General features: G+C 46.5%; 9 protein-coding genes. All 9 read right to left on the bottom strand.

Annotation, left to right across the window (positions count from 1 at the left end):
- Positions 1-284: 284 nt before the first annotated feature.
- Positions 285-4,574, bottom strand: coding sequence for an ATP-dependent RNA helicase HrpA (gene hrpA, locus AAEY83_RS09760; protein ID WP_025644257.1), 4,290 nt, complete (start codon positions 4,572-4,574; stop codon positions 285-287).
- 162 nt (positions 4,575-4,736) lie between these two features.
- Positions 4,737-5,054 carry a hypothetical protein gene (locus AAEY83_RS09755; protein ID WP_025644255.1) on the bottom strand — a complete coding sequence of 106 codons (318 nt, stop codon included), beginning with the start codon at positions 5,052-5,054 and terminating at the stop codon, positions 4,737-4,739.
- A 140-nt stretch (positions 5,055-5,194) separates the two neighbouring features.
- On the bottom strand, positions 5,195-6,163 hold the full coding sequence (locus tag AAEY83_RS09750) for an alpha/beta fold hydrolase (protein ID WP_025644253.1): 969 nt from the start codon (positions 6,161-6,163) through the stop codon (positions 5,195-5,197).
- Positions 6,164-6,666: 503 nt separating this feature from the next.
- On the bottom strand, positions 6,667-8,085 hold the full coding sequence (guaD, locus tag AAEY83_RS09745) for a guanine deaminase (RefSeq protein WP_025644251.1): 1,419 nt from the start codon (positions 8,083-8,085) through the stop codon (positions 6,667-6,669).
- 182 nt (positions 8,086-8,267) lie between these two features.
- On the bottom strand, positions 8,268-9,287 hold the full coding sequence (locus tag AAEY83_RS09740; RefSeq protein WP_025644249.1) for an XdhC family protein: 1,020 nt from the start codon (positions 9,285-9,287) through the stop codon (positions 8,268-8,270).
- Positions 9,280-11,874, bottom strand: a complete 2,595-nt coding sequence (gene xdhB, locus AAEY83_RS09735) for a xanthine dehydrogenase molybdopterin binding subunit (protein ID WP_025644247.1) — start codon at positions 11,872-11,874, stop codon at positions 9,280-9,282. Before xdhB ends, AAEY83_RS09740 begins: the two co-directional genes overlap by 8 nt.
- The gene (gene xdhA / locus AAEY83_RS09730) at positions 11,874-13,496 is read right to left on the bottom strand and encodes a xanthine dehydrogenase small subunit (protein WP_025644244.1); all 1,623 of its coding nucleotides are present in this window, start codon (positions 13,494-13,496) and stop codon (positions 11,874-11,876) included. Before xdhA ends, xdhB begins: the two co-directional genes overlap by 1 nt.
- A 626-nt stretch (positions 13,497-14,122) precedes the next feature.
- Positions 14,123-14,815, bottom strand: coding sequence for a 1-pyrroline-5-carboxylate dehydrogenase (locus AAEY83_RS09725; RefSeq protein WP_025644242.1), 693 nt, complete (start codon positions 14,813-14,815; stop codon positions 14,123-14,125).
- 11 nt (positions 14,816-14,826) lie between these two features.
- Positions 14,827-18,081, bottom strand: coding sequence for a bifunctional proline dehydrogenase/L-glutamate gamma-semialdehyde dehydrogenase PutA (gene putA / locus AAEY83_RS09720; RefSeq protein WP_025644241.1), 3,255 nt, complete (start codon positions 18,079-18,081; stop codon positions 14,827-14,829).
- Between the last annotated feature and the right edge of the window lie 42 nt (positions 18,082-18,123).

Here is an 18,123-nt window from a genome sequence, read left to right as displayed (position 1 = left end):
TGTTTAGCAAACTTATAAGTAAGAACTTTAATCAGAGCAACATGTCAAGTTTTGGAGTGAGCAGTACAATTTTTTTACGTGTCCAAAAAAATCTATTTAAATCTCGCTTAAACAAAAGCTTCCTTGCGACGCTATGAACTAGGAAATAATAAAGGTTTGGGGGACCTTTATCCTAGCGCAAGAGAAAATCTATGATTTTCTGGCGACATGCAATTTTTTAACGCGTCCAAAAAATTCCCTTTAAGGAATTTTTACTTGCGACGCTAAAATTAGCATGTAATTTTTTAACGCGTCTCATCCCAAACCTTTTTAAGACGCTTTGGTGAGACCGCCATACGCGTTTTCATCGGTTGGGCGAAGAGCTGAATACGGTATTCTTCCACCATCCAGCGGTACTTACTGATAGCAGCGTCGCTCGCACGATTAGCCAGTCGCTCCATATGCACATCGAGCGCATAAACGCCTTCGAGATCCGACTCAAGGTTATGCTCAAGCCGCTCAATTCGCACCTCTAGTGCTTCTAGATAACGCGGATACTGCTGCCAATGACTGTAGTCCATACGATAAACAAAATCCGCTAAGTACAAGTCCGATAGCTGATCCTCGATATCATCGATGGACTCGCCAAACACTTCTTGATCGAGCATCAATAGGCTCTGACGAATACGCTGCCAGCGCGTATAGACTTCTTTTAAGATTTTGATGACGCTTTGTCCTGTCAGTAGGAAGTTACTGACTACAACTTTTTCAGTCTGTTGGTACTCCTCGCTGGTAAAAGGCAGCTCCTCACTCAAGTCAACCGCGATACTATCAGCGCTCTCAGGTAAGTCAGAGCTATGATCGAATAAGACATAGTGCTCCTCTAAAGTGGCATCGAGCGCGGCATCGATAACGATAGTCTTCAGCTTTTCCATATCACCTAAAGGTGCAAAAGCCATTTTGAATATCTTATCGATTTGGCTAGTCAGCTGTTTTTTCTTTGCGCCAAGCTTAGCTTTGATTAAGGTTAATACTCCCGTGCGATGCGCCTCCAAGGCGGCATTGACATCAGTATATTGATGAATCGATACCGCGGTACCTGCTTCGTCGGCGACCAAAGCAGAGAACTGCTTCATCACCACGCCTGCGCTATGGCGGTTTTTGCTAAAGGTAAAGTGCTCAGGGAAACTCGTATGCGCGCCTTGCTGTTCGGTCACCGCTTGACTGGTCTCACTGGCATGACGGATTTGCAACGTTTGCAGATCACGCCCCTTTTCGATAATACGGTTTTTGTCATCGACGACTGATATCTGCGGCTGCAAGTAACGATCGATAGATGAGGGATCAAATTTGTCAGGCGTCACCGAGGTAATACCGCGGCGATTCAGCGCATGGCAAAGCTGCTTAAGCAGACCTTGCTCGCCCTCAGGCTCGAGCTCATCAAACAAACTATCCGCGGTATCTGGAATCGGTACGATTTGACGGCGAATGTCTTTTGGCAAGGATTTGAGCAGTTGCAGTACTAGCTCATAGCGCCAACCCGGTACGCCCCATAACAGCTCGATAGCATCAAGCTGCGGTAGTGCAGCAAGTGGCACCCGAATGGTCACCCCATCATCGTCGCTGGCAGGATCAAACACGTAACGCAGTGGCAAGCGCAAATCGCCTAACTGCCAAATCTCAGGAAAGTCGCCGGTAGTCGGTGCTTGACTGTTAAGCACATCGTCATCGGTAAAGAATAGATACTTAGGATCGCTTTTTTCCATCTCCGCGCGCCAATCTTCAAAGGCTTTGCGGCTAGCGACGTTCTCAGGAACTTTTTTATCATAAAACTGATACAGCGCCTCTTCATCAACGAGTAAATCGCGGCGCCGCAATTTGTCCTCAATGCGTTCAACATGAGCAATTTTATCCATGTTATGCTGCAAAAACGGCGCTTGCCGACCCAAATTACCCGTTACTAAGCCGTCACGGATAAAGATCTCGCGCGACTCAGAGAGGTTGACTTGCTCATAGTTAGTCAGCTGCTTAGAGATGATAATCAGGCCAAACAGACTGATCTGTGCGTAGGCTTTGACGCGTCCGGTCTTCTTTGACCAATGCGGCTCGAAGTAATGATATTTGAGCAAATTACCCGCTTCAGCGATAATCCATTCAGGTTCTATCTTGGCAACGGTACGCATAAACACCTGCGAGGTCTCGACGACCTCAAAAGCCATCACCCAAGGCGGTACTTGTTTAAATACAGTACTAGCGGGAAATATTTTGGCTTTTTGTTGACGCGCGGCTAGATACTCGCCACGGCTTTCTGTTTTGTGCGCGATGGTCGAGAGCAGGCCTGTCAGTAGCGCCCGATGTAGATTGGCGTACTTAACCGCTTTGATGTCTTCATCTTCAACCAGCGTGGGATCGCCGCTTAGCTTTTTTGGATTGCTTATTTTTTTACTTGTAGTTTTAGCATCATTATTGTTTTTAGCGTTTTTTTGCTTAGTTTTACTATTACCCTTTACTTCTTTTACATCGGTTAGATTTAAATCAGTGACCATTTGCACCAATTGGCGATGGGTTTGATTCCACTCACGCACGCGCGGGAAGCTAAGATAGTTCTTTTTGGTGAAGTTTTTACGCTGATTGCCAGAGAGTTTGTTACCGTGCTCGTCAGCCTCAAATAGCGCCTTCCAAAGACTCAAGTAAAACAAAAAGTCCGAGTCATCTTGACGAAATTCAGCGTGCTTTTGATCGGCCTGTTGGCGTTTATTCGCAGGACGCTCGCGTGGATCTTGCACTGCTAGAGCCGCAACGATAATCAGCATCTCGCGAATACAATCGTAGTCGCTACCGGCAACCAGCATACGTGCCAGCCTTGGATCGATAGGCATACGCGCCATCTTTTGCCCGATACGAGTCAGACGCAGATGATCCAAAGTTTGTTTGCGTTTGGGTAGGTTAGCTTTGTCATTTTTGGCGGTAATTGCGCCAAGCTCGTCAAGCAATTTATGACCATCAGTCACCAAACGGCTATCGGGCGGCTCGATAAATTCAAAATTCTGGACGCTACCTAAACGCAGGTTTGCCATCTGCAATATAACGGATGCAAGATTGGTTCGCAGTATCTCAGGCTCGGTAAACTCAGGGCGACCGCTAAAGTCCTCCTCAGAATACAGACGAATACAAACGCCCGGTGCGACACGACCACAGCGACCTTTACGCTGATTGGCAGCCGCTTGTGAGATCGCTTCAATCGGCAAACGCTGTACGCGCGAGCGATAAGAGTAGCGTGATATGCGCGCAAAGCCCAAGTCAATCACGTAGCGAATACCGGGTACCGTTAGAGCGGTCTCGGCAACGTTAGTGGCGATGACGATACGGCGTCCGCGGCCAGAGGGCTGAAAGATGCGCTGCTGCTCTTCATAAGTTTGACGTGCAAACAGCGGTAGCACTTCGGTATGCTTAGGTCCATGACGAACCAGTACATCTTGCAGTTCTCGAATCTCAGCTTCGGTTGCGGCAAAGATTAAGATATCTGCTTGATCGGCATGGCCTTTGCTTTGTGCATCGGTGAAGCACTCATCCACTGCGGCAACGACTGCTCGCGGTAGATTCTCTTCGAAGTCATCATAGCTGTCGTCATCTGAGCTGGTTACTGGCTCATCAGTTAGCGGACGATAACGCACTTCAACGGGGAAGCTGCGACCCTCGACGTTAAAAATCGGCGCAGGGATTTTTCGTTTGAGCTTGTTATCATAATAACTAAAGTACTCGCTAAAACGCTGGGTATCGAGTGTCGCTGAGGTAATAATAACTTTGAGATCAGGGCGCTTAGGCAGCAGCTTTTTGAGATAACCCATAATAAAGTCAATATTAAGACTACGCTCATGCGCCTCATCGATAATAATCGTATCGTACTTACTCAAAAACCTGTCATGACCAAGCTCAGCGAGCAAGATACCATCGGTCATCAATTTGACAACCGACTGCGCTGACCCCTGTTCGTTAAAGCGAATCTTAAAGCTAACGGTATTACCCAACTTCTCGCCAAGCTCTTCGGCAATACGGTTAGAGACGCTACGTGCAGCAAGACGACGCGGCTGCGTATGCCCAATCTGCCCTGTTATACCGCGGCCCGCTAGCATCGCAAGCTTTGGTAATTGTGTGGTTTTACCAGACCCTGTCTCCCCTGCGACGATGATGACTTGGTTGTCAATGATGGCTTGCACGATGTCATCAGCGCGCTGACTGACAGGCAAATCTAGGTTTAAGGTGGCTGGCAAATCATCAGGAATACTATCGATACGCGACTGCACAACCTGCTGTGAGCGCGTTTTGATTTTATCGTACTGCGCGCGCTTTTTAGCCAGCTCTTTTTGCGCTTTGTCTTGCTTATCATCAGTATTTGAATTTTTGTTTTTTGATACCGCCGCGCGTGCCAGCTCACGCTCTAACCGGCTTAAGTAGTGGCTGTCTTTCGCCAACACAGGTAGTTCTGTAAGGCTATCTTTATCTGCTATCTGAGCTAGATTACGAATCGTATCATTTAGATCTTTTGCTGAGTTATTCTCTGCTAAGTTTGGCGCATCTTTTAAAGTATTAGACATATTTGCTTAGGCTATTTATTGTTTATAAGTGCTAAGAGTATGGGGGTATTTTCGGCGGGATTCAAGGTGGTTAAGGTGTTTGCTTGGTAGCTTAAATTAGCTTTTAACCTTTTAAAAAGCTGTTTTAAAAACACTATAAAGATATAGGAGCTGTTGAAATAATCAATCGCTACTGCTATAAATCGTCCGCTGATCTCTAGCTGCCTTTGCAAAGAAGTCTTGCAGCTTTTGTAATGGGACTCTAGGAAAAGGCAGTTGCAAAGAGAGTATCACTCGCTCAAACGCTACCATCTCTTCAGCTAAAGCCTTGGCGATATTAGGCTCGATCTGTGGGTTGTCATAGAGCGTATCGATCAGCCAAGTTAATTGCGGAAAGTCGGCATTGTTATGAACCTGATACAGCGTAGGTACGAGCTTATCAGAGATTTGGCAGCGTGTTTTTCGAAACAAGCCGTTCTTGTAGTACATATTTAAAGCCATACCAGCCCCTTGCTTTGGTTGCAACACTTATACTGACACTAGATTACCACACCCTCTTCATTATTATCAGTATGTGTCAATTTAGAGCTATCATTAATAGTAAACCTTATTAAATTATTAATTGCTAATAGGCTGATGCGCTAATCAGTCTGCGCTAAAAAATCTTTAACCACAGCGACTGTCGCTTGTGGATCTTCTTCATGCGGTACATGTCCTAAATCCTCAAATACCTTGAGCTGACTATTAGCAATATCTTGATGAAAGAGATAAGCATTTTCGACGGGAATGAGATAGTCTTGTGCGCCCCATAGTAACAGCGTAGGCTGTATTAATGATTTGATTTGAGCTTGATCTTCAAAGTTATCAAACTCACGCAAGCGGTCCGATAGCGCGCTGCGATTACCCTCTCGCAGGGATAAATCGTAATAACGATCTACTAGTTCGTTATCGACTTTACTATCATCAGCATAGACACTGAGAATGCTCTTTTTGACCACACTGCGCGGTAAAATATTGCTCAAAATAGGTTTTAGGATAGGATAAGCGGCGAGCCTAAAGCCAATAGGAATGCTTTTGGGAGTGGTCCGATAACCAACGGCATCGACTAAAATAAGGGTATCAACGCGCTCAGGATAAAGCGCTGCCGTACGCCAAGCGATTTTGCCGCCTAAAGAATTACCCGCTAAGATTACCTTATCTACATTTAACTGGTCTAAAACTTGTATCACAAAATCAGCATAATTGGCGCTAGTGTATTGGGTGGCGTCATTGGCATAAGGACCGGTCAACCCAAATCCTGGCAAGTCCATGCTCACCACACAGTACTCATCACTAAGCTCATCCATCCAGCCTTGCCAAGTATGTAAGCTCGCCGAAGTACCGTGTAGTAAGACGATAGTCTCTGCGGTATCTGCATTAGCGCATTTAGCCGATCGCAGTACATGAACTTGCATGCCATCGATTTTGATAAACTCGCTGTTAGGCAGTTGCCATTTTTTAAGCGCTTTAACGCTTTTGTCAGATGCCCAATAAACGGCTATCAATACAGCCAGTGAAATGCCTGAGGCTAGAATAGCAAATAGTAGAATTTTGACTAAGCGTTTTTGCATTTAATAGATACTCATTAAATTTAGTAGATTAGGCGTCATTTGAGACCGTCATTTGAGACCGTCATTTGAGACCGTCATTTGAGACAAAGTACCGCTTTGAAAAAAGCTAATTTCAAGCTTATAAATACAAAAAAGCCAGAGCATATTTACTAAGTAGATTAGGGCGTGTTGAACATTCGACCATGGCACTGACAGCGACTATTTTTTAGGCGTTTCGATGTTAAAAATAATAAGTTTAGTCATTCTAAGCGCTTATTTTTAACGATGAAGCGGCAAAAAAGAGTCCTGTCCCTGTTGTTGTCGTGAGGGCTGATGCTAAAATTGCCCCATACTGCGTTACAAGTCTCGTTAAGGCATCTGCATTATCGTCGCTTTGTGCCTTGTCTGGAACAATTTTAGCGATCAGCAGTGCCTATTTGCGAATGTTCAACACGCCCTAGTAAACATACTCTGACTATATCAAATTATAGCGCTATGCCAAACCCTATCTCTAAAGTCGCCTTTTAAGCGCTAAGCTTTTTATATCGACTCACCCCAGCAATGATAGTCTCATCAATCACTCGGTCATCGCCTAGCATCATCAAGACAAATAACTGCTCCTCAAGAGTTTTCGTCTGACTCATGCGGCGCTCTAATAACGCTGTGCCTGCTAAGTCAATCACCACGAAATCGGCTTCTTTATTCGGCATAAAGTTACCAATTTTATCGTCTAGTACTAGTGACTGCGCGTTACCTAAAGTAATCTGATACAAGCCTTGATGCGCGGATAGCGGATTGCTCTGGAGTTGCTGGACTTTATAGGCTTCATTTAACGTCGTCAGCATTGATAGACTGGTGCCCGCGCCGACGTCGGTGGCGATACTGACTCCGGTGTAGCTCAACGTCTTTGGTAAATCAAATAGCCCACTACCTAAAAACAAATTGGACGTTGGGCAGTGAGCGATCTGAGTGCCAGTATCGCGCAGCACTTCGTACTCCGATGTCTCAAGATAGATACCGTGTGCCAGCGTCGTATAGCGGCCTAATAGTGACATATCCGCATAGACATCGAGGTAGCCCTTGTGATTGGGATACAGCTCACGGACAAAAGCGACTTCATCACGGTTTTCGGCTAGGTGGGTTTGTAAGTACACGTCATCATAGCTGGCGTAAAGCTCGCCTGCCATTTGCAGCTGTCTAGGCGTTGAGGTAATCGCAAACCTTGGAGTAATAGCGACATGCTGACGACCACGATTATGCCACTTATCGATGATATCTTGGCTATTGCGGATACCCTGCTCTGTAGATACACACAGATGCTCAGGCGCATTGGTGTCCATCAGTACGTTACCCGTAATCATCCGTGTCTTAAGTTTTTCGCTCTCTAAAAAGAACGCCTCAACAGACTCAGGGTGGCTTGTGGCAAATACTAGCGCGGTCGTCGTACCATTAGCAAAAAGCTGATTTAAAAAGAACTGTGCCGTATCATGTGCAACTTTTGGATCACCGAAATTTGCTTCGGTGACAAACGTATAGTTATTGAGCCAATCAAGCAACTGTTCACCGTAAGACGCAATCATGTCTATCTGCGGATAATGTACGTGAGTATCAATAAAACCTGGCATGATTAGCTTATCTTGATAATCATGGATTTTTACGGGTTCCTGACCTTCTTGATCATTAGCGTAACTCAATAAAATAGCGTGTTTATGACCGTAATCAACCACGAGACCCGTGGCGTCATCGACGACTAATGCACCCTTGGCGATATATTCAGGATAGACGGTTACGCCAGCCACTACCGGTAATAGCGTTATGTTTTTTTGGACAACTGTAGTCTCGAGACCATCCGAGCTCTCAGAATTAGTGCGTGCTATTCTTTTGTCATAATCATCTTGGGTCAGGTAATGTAATAATTGCGCTTGATAAATATGGATAGTCATAAAAAAGTCTCACCACTCTATTCATAGCACTGATGTCCATAGGCTATGATCAGTATAAAAAGGATTAAAGTCGTTTAAAAAGTTACTTTTTATGGCTATGTTGTACTCTTAATTGGCACTTACAGATAGCTCAGTAGTGATAGATTGTAAAGTTAAACAGCCGGGAGTGGTATATGGATTGCTCACGCTTGATGATACTGCTGCATAATTTGTGCAGCGATAGATACCGCCACTGCCATCGGCTCTTTACCCCCTATAGGCAAGCCTATGGGCATAGTGATTCTCTTAACCAATGACTCACTATAGCCGCGCTGTAGCAAGCGATCACAAAAGCGCTTAGCCTTAGTCGCAGAACTGATACAGCCAATATAAGGAGATGATCCTTTGATAGAGTTATTTATGAGCTCAGTATTATTTTTATCAAGCATTGAGCTGTCTTCAAAGGTTATCTCGTCGTCCGCTTTGAGTACGTCTAATGCTGCACGCACTAACTCAAAATCAAGATTATGATCATGGGTCATAACCAGCATAAAGCGTTTACCGCCTTGCTCTATAAAAGGGCGAACAAAATCCACAGGCTCGTCATCGATATGTACGCGAATGTGCTTTGGCAAGCGATAAGTAGGCTCATCTACACTCTGTGTACTCTTAATCGTAGACTCAACCGATAGATACTGATCGAACCTCTCAGCTCGGCTATCCACCCAATCTACCTGACAAGGCAGCTCTGCTAATATCGTCATCAAAGCCGCTGCCACATGACCGCCGCCAAATACTAGTATCGACAAAGGCGGCGTGATATTAAAGCACTCAAACATAACGGTCACACTACCACCGCAGCATTGGGCCAGCTTAGCGCCTAATGGATAGTGTTTAGTGTAGACCGCATCACGGCGCGCAGCTTTTGCCTTCTCAGAGCGCGCTTTTTGTGATGTTTTGGCGGTTGTGCCCACATCGGTTTCAAGCTCGCCAGTGAGCAGCTGTCTTGCGGTGCTGATAACATCATGCTCAAGACCGCCGCCGCCTAACGTATCGCTAAAATCATCTCCGGTCACAACCATCTTCGCCTGCAGCGCCCTTGGCGCTGAACCGTTCACCGCAACGACAGTCGCCAATACATGCGCAGCCCCCTGCTGCTGATAGCGCGCTAGAGCCTCGTACCAACGTTCAGGCGGCATGGCCGATACAGATAAATTACTCACTGTGGGCCGGACCCCTAGCGACTGAGACATTAGGATCTTTTATTGCCTCAGGCTGCTCGTCATCGTGCTCGCCTGCCGATTTAGGGGGACTGGTGTCCTCAGCGTGTGGCACTGGCTGCGCTTTATCTTTATTATCCATCTTCACTTTGCCATCGGCGCTGAACTGCTCTTTGACTTCTGGGTGACTATCGGTATTTATGTCATCAGTAGGATTTTTTCTTACAGGTATCTCCCACTCCTCCCCTTGCAATCGCATTACTGCTTTTAGCACCGCTTCACTAGTGGCAGGCATAGTCAGATCAGGGTTTACTTTATAATCCGCTAAGCTTGCCACCGCATTGTTGATCGCGCACCAAACACTAGCGGCTAGCATAAAGGGCGGCTCGCCTACCGCTTTTGAGTTATAAATAGTCTGCTCTTCGTTTTTGCGATCGAATAGCTTGACGCTCCACTGTTTTGGCAGATCATGCGACGTTGGAATTTTATAATTAGCAGGACTGTTCGAAGCTAGCGTGCCTTTGTCATCCCATGTCAGCTCTTCTGTGGTAAGCCAGCCCATGCCTTGTACGAAACCGCCTTCAATCTGTCCAATATCAATAGCGGGATTAATTGACTGCCCGACATCGTGCAAGATATCGCAGCGCAGCACCTTATATTCGCCCGTCATAGTGTCAATCTCTACTTCTGCACAAGACGCGCCCAAGGCAAAGTAGAAGAAAGGCCGACCCCAAGCTTTGGAGCGATCGTAAAATATCTTTGGCGTTTTATAGTAGCCAGTAGCAGAGAGGCTAATGCGGTGCTGATAGGCAAGGAGTACCAGCTCTGCAAACGTTAAGGTCTCTTTATCGCCAATCTGCACATGATTATTTTCAAACTTGATACTATCAGACGATACTGCAAAGTGCTCAGCGGCAAACTCAACTAAGCGCCCTTTCACGGTAAGGCAAGCGTTTTGTGCGGCTTTACCATTGATATCCGTACCTGAAGAGGCAGCGGTTGGCGAAGTATTCGGTACTTTATCAGTGCGCGTTGCAGTGACCTTGACCGTATCTAAGTCCACTTCGAATTCATTGGCGACGATCTGGGCAATCTTAATGTATAAGCCTTGCCCCATCTCTGTACCGCCATGGTTGATTTGAATGGTGCCATCGGTATAGATGTGCACTAGCGCGCCTGCTTGGTTAAGATGCTGCACGGTAAAAGAGATGCCGAATTTGACAGGCGTTAAAGCTATGCCTAAACGCTTGTCGCTACCTTCAGCCTGAGCCTTTTCGTTAGCCGCCATTATCTGCTGACGACGCTTATCGTAATCACAGTCTTTCGCTAGATTGTCCATCAAAGTGGCCAAATCAAAATGCTCAATTGGCTGACCATAATGGGTGGTTTGACCATCTTGATAAAGATTATTTAGGCGCACCTCTAGCGGATCTTTACCTAACGTATAAGCAATTTGATCCATCATATATTCAGCAGTCATTAGACCTTGTGGCCCCCCAAATCCGCGATAAGCGGTGTTTGAGACCGTATGCGTTTTGCAGCGGTGGCCGGCAACTTTTGCCGCAGGATAATAGTAAGCATTGTCACAGTGGAACATCGCGCGATCGACAATAGCGTCAGATAGATCTGGCGAATAACCACACAGCCCTGACAGCTGCATATCGACGCCTAGGATCTGTCCAGACTCATCAACACCGACCTCGTAGCGATTAGAGAACTCATGACGCTTACCGGTGACCACCATGTCGTCTTGACGATCCAAGCGCATACTCACAGGCACATTATGACGTTTGGCAACGATAGCGCTCAGACATGACCAAGCCGCCGCTTGCGTCTCTTTACCGCCAAAGCCGCCACCCATTCTGCGCACGACCGTACTGACTGCATGAAAAGGCAGATCGGTGACTTCAGCGACTAGCTGCTGCACCTCACTTGGATGCTGAGAGGATGTATAAACCTCAAGGCCGCCATCATCACAAGGTGTGACATAAGACACTTGCCCCTCTAGATAGAAGTGCTCTTGCCCTAACATATGGATATGACCTTGCAAGCGCTTAGGAGCATTCTCTAAAGCTGACTGCGTATCGCCTCGCGTCATAAAGTGGCTTGGACGTACAAACTGCTCTTGCTCAAGCGCTTGCTCAACCGTCACTATCGCAGGCAACGGCTCATATTCGACTTTCGCTTCCAAAACGGCCTTTTTTGCTGCGCGGTGACTCGTTGCCACTACTGCAAATAGCGTCTGACCGACGTATTCAGTGATGCTATCTACCATCAAAGGATCACCATCAAACACAGGTCCGATATCCGTTGCCGCAGGCAAGTCTTTAAACACTAAAACATCAACCACCCCGTCAGCCGCTCTCACCGCATCTAAGTCCATACTGATAATACGCGCATGAGCGTGCGTGCTTTTGCCCACTGCCAGATGCAGCGTACCTTGCGGCTTTAAGATATCATCGACGTAGGTCGCCGTTCCCATTACGTGACTAATGGCACTATCATGCTTAGCGGAGCTGCCGATTTTGTTTTTGGGTGGACGTACTCGGCGAATTTTATAGCTATCAAAAAGGCTTGAATGATGACTCATTATGCTGCTCCCTGCGTTGGTAACTCAGTCATTAACTGCTTGGCGCACTTGACTAGTAAGCGCTGTACCACATGCATACGATATTCGCGGCTAGCTCTAACATCCGTCATGGGTGACACATCCAAAGGCATGGCATCTGCTGCCATCTTAAAACTTGCGATGTTAACTTTCTGACCGATAAGCGCGTCTTGGCAATGCTGCGCTAACAGAGGAATAGCAGCCATACCGCCTAAACCGATTTTGGCATTAGCAATCGATGAGTTATCTGCTGATAAATCAATTCTCGCTGCCAATAGACAAGCTGAGATATCGTCCTCATAACGTTTACTAATTTTGTGAATAAATAGGTGCTGATGCGCTTGCATTAAAGGAATATGCACCCCGACTACATAACTGCCTGGACGCAATTTGGTTTTTTTATAATCTAGGAAAAACTCAGCCAAAGAGATGGTTTCATCAGAGACTGCAAATGATTTTTTACTATCGTTATCAGCATCCGTCTCTTCATTGATGACATCACAGTGGCGTAGATGCACTCGCGCCTCTAATGCTAACAACACAGGCGGCAGATCACCAATCGGTGAGGCATTGGCAATATTGCCGCCAAGCGTACCCATATTACGGATCTGCGGTGAGGCCGTTCGCGCAAATAAATCAGCAAAAGCAGGAAAGTGCTGCTCTAGAATCGGCAGCATTTGCTTATAAGTCATGCCCGCGCCGAACGTTAACTCTTGATTATCGGCAGACTCTGAGAGCGACCACTGCTGTAGCTCATCGAGCGCTGAGAGCTGAATAATAACCTCATGATCCATCAAGCGCTGAGTAACGGTCAGTCCCAAATCAGTACCTCCCGCCCATATCGTGGCAGTAGGATACACAGCGAGTAATTGATTCAGCTCGCTGACAGTACGTGGTATAAATAGCTGCTTTGAGCCATCAATCAAGGCAGGCTCTATAGTACGTAGTTGAGCGTTCGACTCGGCCTTATCAGTATCGGTTTTCTGAGCAGCATGACTTGCCATAGCATCTGTTGCTAGAGTGAGCGCTTTGGACGGCGTATTTGCGCTATCGAGCTGTTGACCGATTTGCTGCATTTTTAAACCAGCATCGATAATAGGCCGATAGCCGGTACAGCGGCATAGATTGCCAGATATAGAAGCGACGATCTCATCGTAGCTAAAATTAGCGGCGTTTGCATTATCCTGTGTCTGCAGGCGATTGTTTTCGTATAGGTTCGCCAATGACATCACAAAGCCTGGCGTACAAAACCCGCACTGCGAGCCGTGACATTCAACCATCGCTTGCTGCGCAGGATGCAATAGTGCCCGATCAGGATGGTTTTCAGGGTTATCTGCTAGGTAGGCGGCTGTCAATAAATGATGACCATCCATTAGTGACAGTAGTGTGATACAAGAGTTGAAAGTAAAAAAAGGCTCACTCTCAGTACCCGCTTGCGACGGCAAGCGCTGAGCCATGATGGTACAAGCCCCGCAATCACCACTACCGCAGCCTTCTTTGGTATCGGTTTGACGCTCGTGCAAGCGCAAATACTCAAGCACGGTAGTATTAGGGTTAAGATCACGCACTTGATGCGGCTTGCCATTTAGATAAAAATGAATCATAGCTGTACTCGGCTGTCTGGATAAAAAGGAGATAAATAAAATTTATCTTTAATCGGATAATAATACGTTAACAATCAATATATCAAAGGTCAGGCGCACGCAGCGACACTGCCATAAGGTAGTATTCAATTATTGTAATAATAAAATTTATACGACGACGATCATCATACCTACATCAATACTGATAGCTATACAGGTATTGAATAAGCTGACTGCCTATGAGACTGCTGACTGGTTCAGACTTAATCTTTATTGAGGATGGAGCTTCAGTATCTATCAATGCACTTTAAGCGCTTATATAGCTACGAAGATTGAAAAAACGTCCGTTTACTTTGGCTTGTAGCCAATCACTATTCCGTATTTTGATTAACCAATCAAAGCTACTTGTTAAAGCTGACTATTTGGTTAACATTGTAATGTTAGCATTATCTTTAATTATTATACAACTCAAAAACAGCATTTATATTAAAAAACTTAAAACGCTTGGCATATAAAACGCCTAAACTCTAAGACGCTTAGCATTTATTATTGGTCAAGGCATAAAAAGGCCAGCGCTCATTTATCAAAACAACTGATAAACAAACGCTGGCCGAAACCTCTAAACTTACAGACCTTTCTTTAAACGATTAGTCATTACCAAGCTCAAGTAAGCTGGCATTACCACCGATAGCGGTCGTATTAATAGTGATAACACGCTCAGTGACGAAGCGGTGCAGATAATCGAGGCTTAACATCTCAGAGAAGCCCTCCATATCAGTCACTGCTATCACTTGTGTCAAAATACCATCTGTGTTGGCAAGCTCCTGACTGATACTTTGCACCTCTGCTTGGCTACCTGCGACTGCTACTTGTGCAAGGCGATCAATATACAACAAGGTGATCGTTTGTGAGTCATTAGCAACGCTCAGCACATCATCGCTGATGCCGACATTGTAGAGTAACTTAGCTGCTTCTTCGCACATATCGACTTGGCTTGGGCAGTGCATAATTACCTCATTACCGGTCAGTAGTGCTGCAATGAGCTGACCTAATACCGCCATCGCTCTTGCAGATTCGCCGCCGATAACCATAGTTTTGCCGCGAGCGGTGACATATAGATCGTTAGACTCGCCCGTAGCGCCGATCATCCGCTGCACTTCATCAAGCTTCGGCGCGCTGCTAAGTAAATGATAAAATAGCTTGCGCGCTTTATTGGCATCACCTGTTAACAGCGCAAGCTTAGGTATCGCAGCTTCTAAGTACACCGAGCGCTCAACTGCGCCTAATAATCGCCAAGCTTCACAAACCTCAGCATGATTTTTTTTGAATTCATTTGCCATCTTGCTACTCCTTATGCGAGCTGTGTCTGTGTGGTTGATTGAGTGTTTGTGCTATGAGTAGTATTGCCTGCAGCGCCTTGCTCAGTGCTAAGCTTCATTAAACGTGCAACATAATGTGGTCCGCCAGCTTTAGGTCCTGTACCAGAGAGACCTGTACCACCAAAAGGCTGAACGTTGACTACTGCACCGATTTGGTTACGGTTGACGTAAGTGTTGCCAACGACTACTCGGCGCTCGATATGCTCGGCGATGTTTTCTATACGGCTATGGATACCCAAAGTCAGACCAAAGCCTGTACCATTGATTGCATCTATTAGCTTATCAAGGTCACGCGCTTTATAGCGTAGTACATGCAAGATCGGGCCAAAGTGCTCACCACCGATAACATCGATACTGTTTACTTCAATCGCGGTAGGCAGTACAAAGGTTGCCTCATCTTCACTAACGACTGAGCTTGCGCTCATAGGGGTCTGCCCCAAGATAGTCGCGGTCGCCTCAGACTGCATACGTTCGATATGGGCTTCTAGTCCTTTTTTGGCATCACTATCGATGACAGGGCCGACATCGGTTGAGACATAAGTCGGATTGCCCACGACCAACTCTGCCATATGCCCCTGTAGCAGCTCGATAATGCCATCGGCGACATCTTCTTGCACGCATAAGATACGACAAGCTGAGCAGCGCTGACCGGCTGAGCCAAACGCAGATAATACTGCGTCAGTCACCACTTGCTCAGGCAATGCGGTTGAATCGACAATCATTGCGTTTTGCCCACCAGTTTCGGCAATCAATATCGGCAGCTCACCACTGGTCTGCGCGTGATTGTTTAGGCTTTGGTTAATGCGCTGAGCAGTTTGCGTTGAGCCAGTAAAGATGACGCCTGCAATCTGATCTGATGCCGTCAAAGCACCGCCAACCTCTCCTGCGCCAACGACGAACTGTAATGCCTCGAACGGCACACCTGCTTGATACATGAGCTGAGCGCCGAAATGCGCGATCAAGCTGGTCTGTTCAGCTGGCTTTGCCACCACCGTATTACCCGCAGCGAGCGCGGCAACTATCTGACCGGTATAAATCGCTAAAGGGAAGTTCCATGGGCTAATGCAAACAAAAGTACCGCGAGCTTTATAGACTTGACGAAGCGATTTGCCTGATAAGTCAGTTATCTCATGGACCTCAGCTGCTAAACGCTCGGCTTCATCCGCATAGAAGCGACAAAAATCCACCGCCTCTTTGATCTCATCGATACTATCTTGCATAGTTTTACCCGCTTCGAGCTGACAAAGCGCCATCAGCTCCGCGTAGTTTTCTTCATACAAGTCTGCCGTCTTTCGTAGTATCTCAGCGCGTCTTGCGGCAGGAACCGCTTGCCAAGCGGCTTGACCGGCAACGGCTGCCTCAATGGCTTGATTGGCAATCTCAGCATTGGCATACTGAACCTCGCCAGCTTTTACATTATGATTCCAAGGCGCAAGGACATTTTGACTCTCGAGCTGATGAGTAGCGCCCTCTTTTGTATATTCGCTAATCGCTTGACCATCAATGATTGAGGTCGCTGTCCAAGTCTTTTTGCGCTGTTCAGCAATCGCCGCATCAAAAGGCTGCCACTGGGAGTCGACAAATATATTAGGGCCATAGCTCGCTTCACGCTCGCCATATATCTCTAGCGGTAAGGGAATCTCTGGGTTGTGTAAGTGCTCATTCGCTACGAGCTTATCATACGGATGCACAGTGAGCTTATCGATCGGATAAGACTTATCTAATAGCTGGTGTACAAATGAGCTATTGGCACCATTTTCTAGTAAACGTCTCACTAAGTACGGCAGCAAGTCTTGATGCGCGCCGACTGGGGCATAAATACGTACTGGTATCTGATAGGTTTGTAAAATATGATCATAGAGTGCGTCGCCCATACCATGTAGACGCTGGAACTCGAAGTCTCTGTGGCTACTCATAGTCATGACAGACGCCAGAGTATGCGCATTATGAGTGGCAAACTGCGGCCAAATCAAACCACGCAGATGATCTGAGAGTAAAAAACGTGCGCAGGCTAAATATGCAGTATCTGTACCTTCTTTACGTGTCCATACCGGATAGCCTGATAGGCCTTTTTGTTGCGCAAGCTTGATCTCAGTATCCCAATAAGCGCCTTTAACCAGACGTAGCGGAATACGGTCGCCAACCTCAGTCGCTAAGCGCGCAAGCCAAGCAAATATTGCGATGGCACGTTTTGAGTAGCCCTGTACCACAAGACCCAGACCGTCCCAGCCAGCAGTGATAGGATCGCGGTATAGGGATTCAAAGAGCTTTAAAGAGATCTCTAAGCGATCGGCTTCTTCGGCATCAATACTCAAATCAACACTGACTTCGCGTGCCGCCTCAATGAGTAGCAGGCAGCGCTGACGCAAGCGTCCAAACACCTGTGATTCTTGAGTTGCCTCATAACGCGGGTGTAGTGCGGATAGCTTGATAGAAACCGAAGGCTTAGGCATGCCCTCCTTTACTTTGATATTCGCCGTAGATTTAATCGCATGCAGATAATCATTGAAGTACTTTTCAGCATCTTTATTGGTAATGGCCGCTTCACCGAGCATATCGAATGAATAGGTATAGCCTTTATTACGATAAGGCTGACTATTACGATTCGCCTCCTCAATCGTCTCGCCAAGCACGAACTGATAACCCATAATGCGCATCGCTTTTTGCATGGCCGCGCGAATCATAGGTTCGCCCATCTTTTTGGTCATGCGATCCAAAAACCCTGACGCGGTCGTACTGCTATCTATACTAACCACCCGCCCGGTCATCATCAGCCCCCAAGTCGAGGCGTTGACCATCATGCCATTATTATCTTTGAGATGTTTTTTCCAATCGGCCACGCTCATCTTGTCGCGAATCAGCGCGTCAGCCGTATAGTTATCTGGTACACGAATTAAGGCTTCAGCCAAGCTCATCAGCAAGATACCTTCTTGCGTATCTAAGCTGTACTCTAATAAAAGCGAGTCCACCATCTTGACTGACTTACTATCACGGCGCACATACTCAACGAGCTTGCGCGTCTGCTCACTTGCTGCATCGCGCTCAGCCTCGGTCGGCTTTGCCAAAGGTAGTAGCTCTGATAGCCAGCGCTCTTCATCGACACTGTATAATGGCGAGATACGCGCATACAGCTCATCGCTTGATTGCTTAATATAATCAGGTGAAAGCAGCTCTGTTGGCTGAAATAGTATAGGCTCTTGCGGGGTAAACTGATCTATTGGGTGCATACCAACTCCATAATTATCGTCTAAAAACTATGATAAATAGAG

The organism is Psychrobacter sp. TB20-MNA-CIBAN-0197 (genome assembly GCF_040309765.1).
GTDB lineage: Bacteria > Pseudomonadota > Gammaproteobacteria > Pseudomonadales > Moraxellaceae > Psychrobacter > Psychrobacter submarinus.
This window is presented reverse-complemented; position numbering and strand designations above follow the sequence as displayed.

Coding starts and splice junctions, on each gene's coding strand:
- AAEY83_RS09725 (WP_025644242.1), bottom strand. CDS start 14,815: ATGGCAAATGAATTCAAAAAAAATCATGCTGAGGTTTGTGAAGCTTGG.
- AAEY83_RS09755 (WP_025644255.1), bottom strand. CDS start 5,054: ATGGCTTTAAATATGTACTACAAGAACGGCTTGTTTCGAAAAACACGC.
- AAEY83_RS09750 (WP_025644253.1), bottom strand. CDS start 6,163: ATGCAAAAACGCTTAGTCAAAATTCTACTATTTGCTATTCTAGCCTCA.
- guaD (WP_025644251.1), bottom strand. CDS start 8,085: ATGACTATCCATATTTATCAAGCGCAATTATTACATTACCTGACCCAA.
- putA (WP_025644241.1), bottom strand. CDS start 18,081: ATGCACCCAATAGATCAGTTTACCCCGCAAGAGCCTATACTATTTCAG.
- hrpA (WP_025644257.1), bottom strand. CDS start 4,574: ATGTCTAATACTTTAAAAGATGCGCCAAACTTAGCAGAGAATAACTCA.
- xdhB (WP_025644247.1), bottom strand. CDS start 11,874: ATGAGTCATCATTCAAGCCTTTTTGATAGCTATAAAATTCGCCGAGTA.
- xdhA (WP_025644244.1), bottom strand. CDS start 13,496: ATGATTCATTTTTATCTAAATGGCAAGCCGCATCAAGTGCGTGATCTT.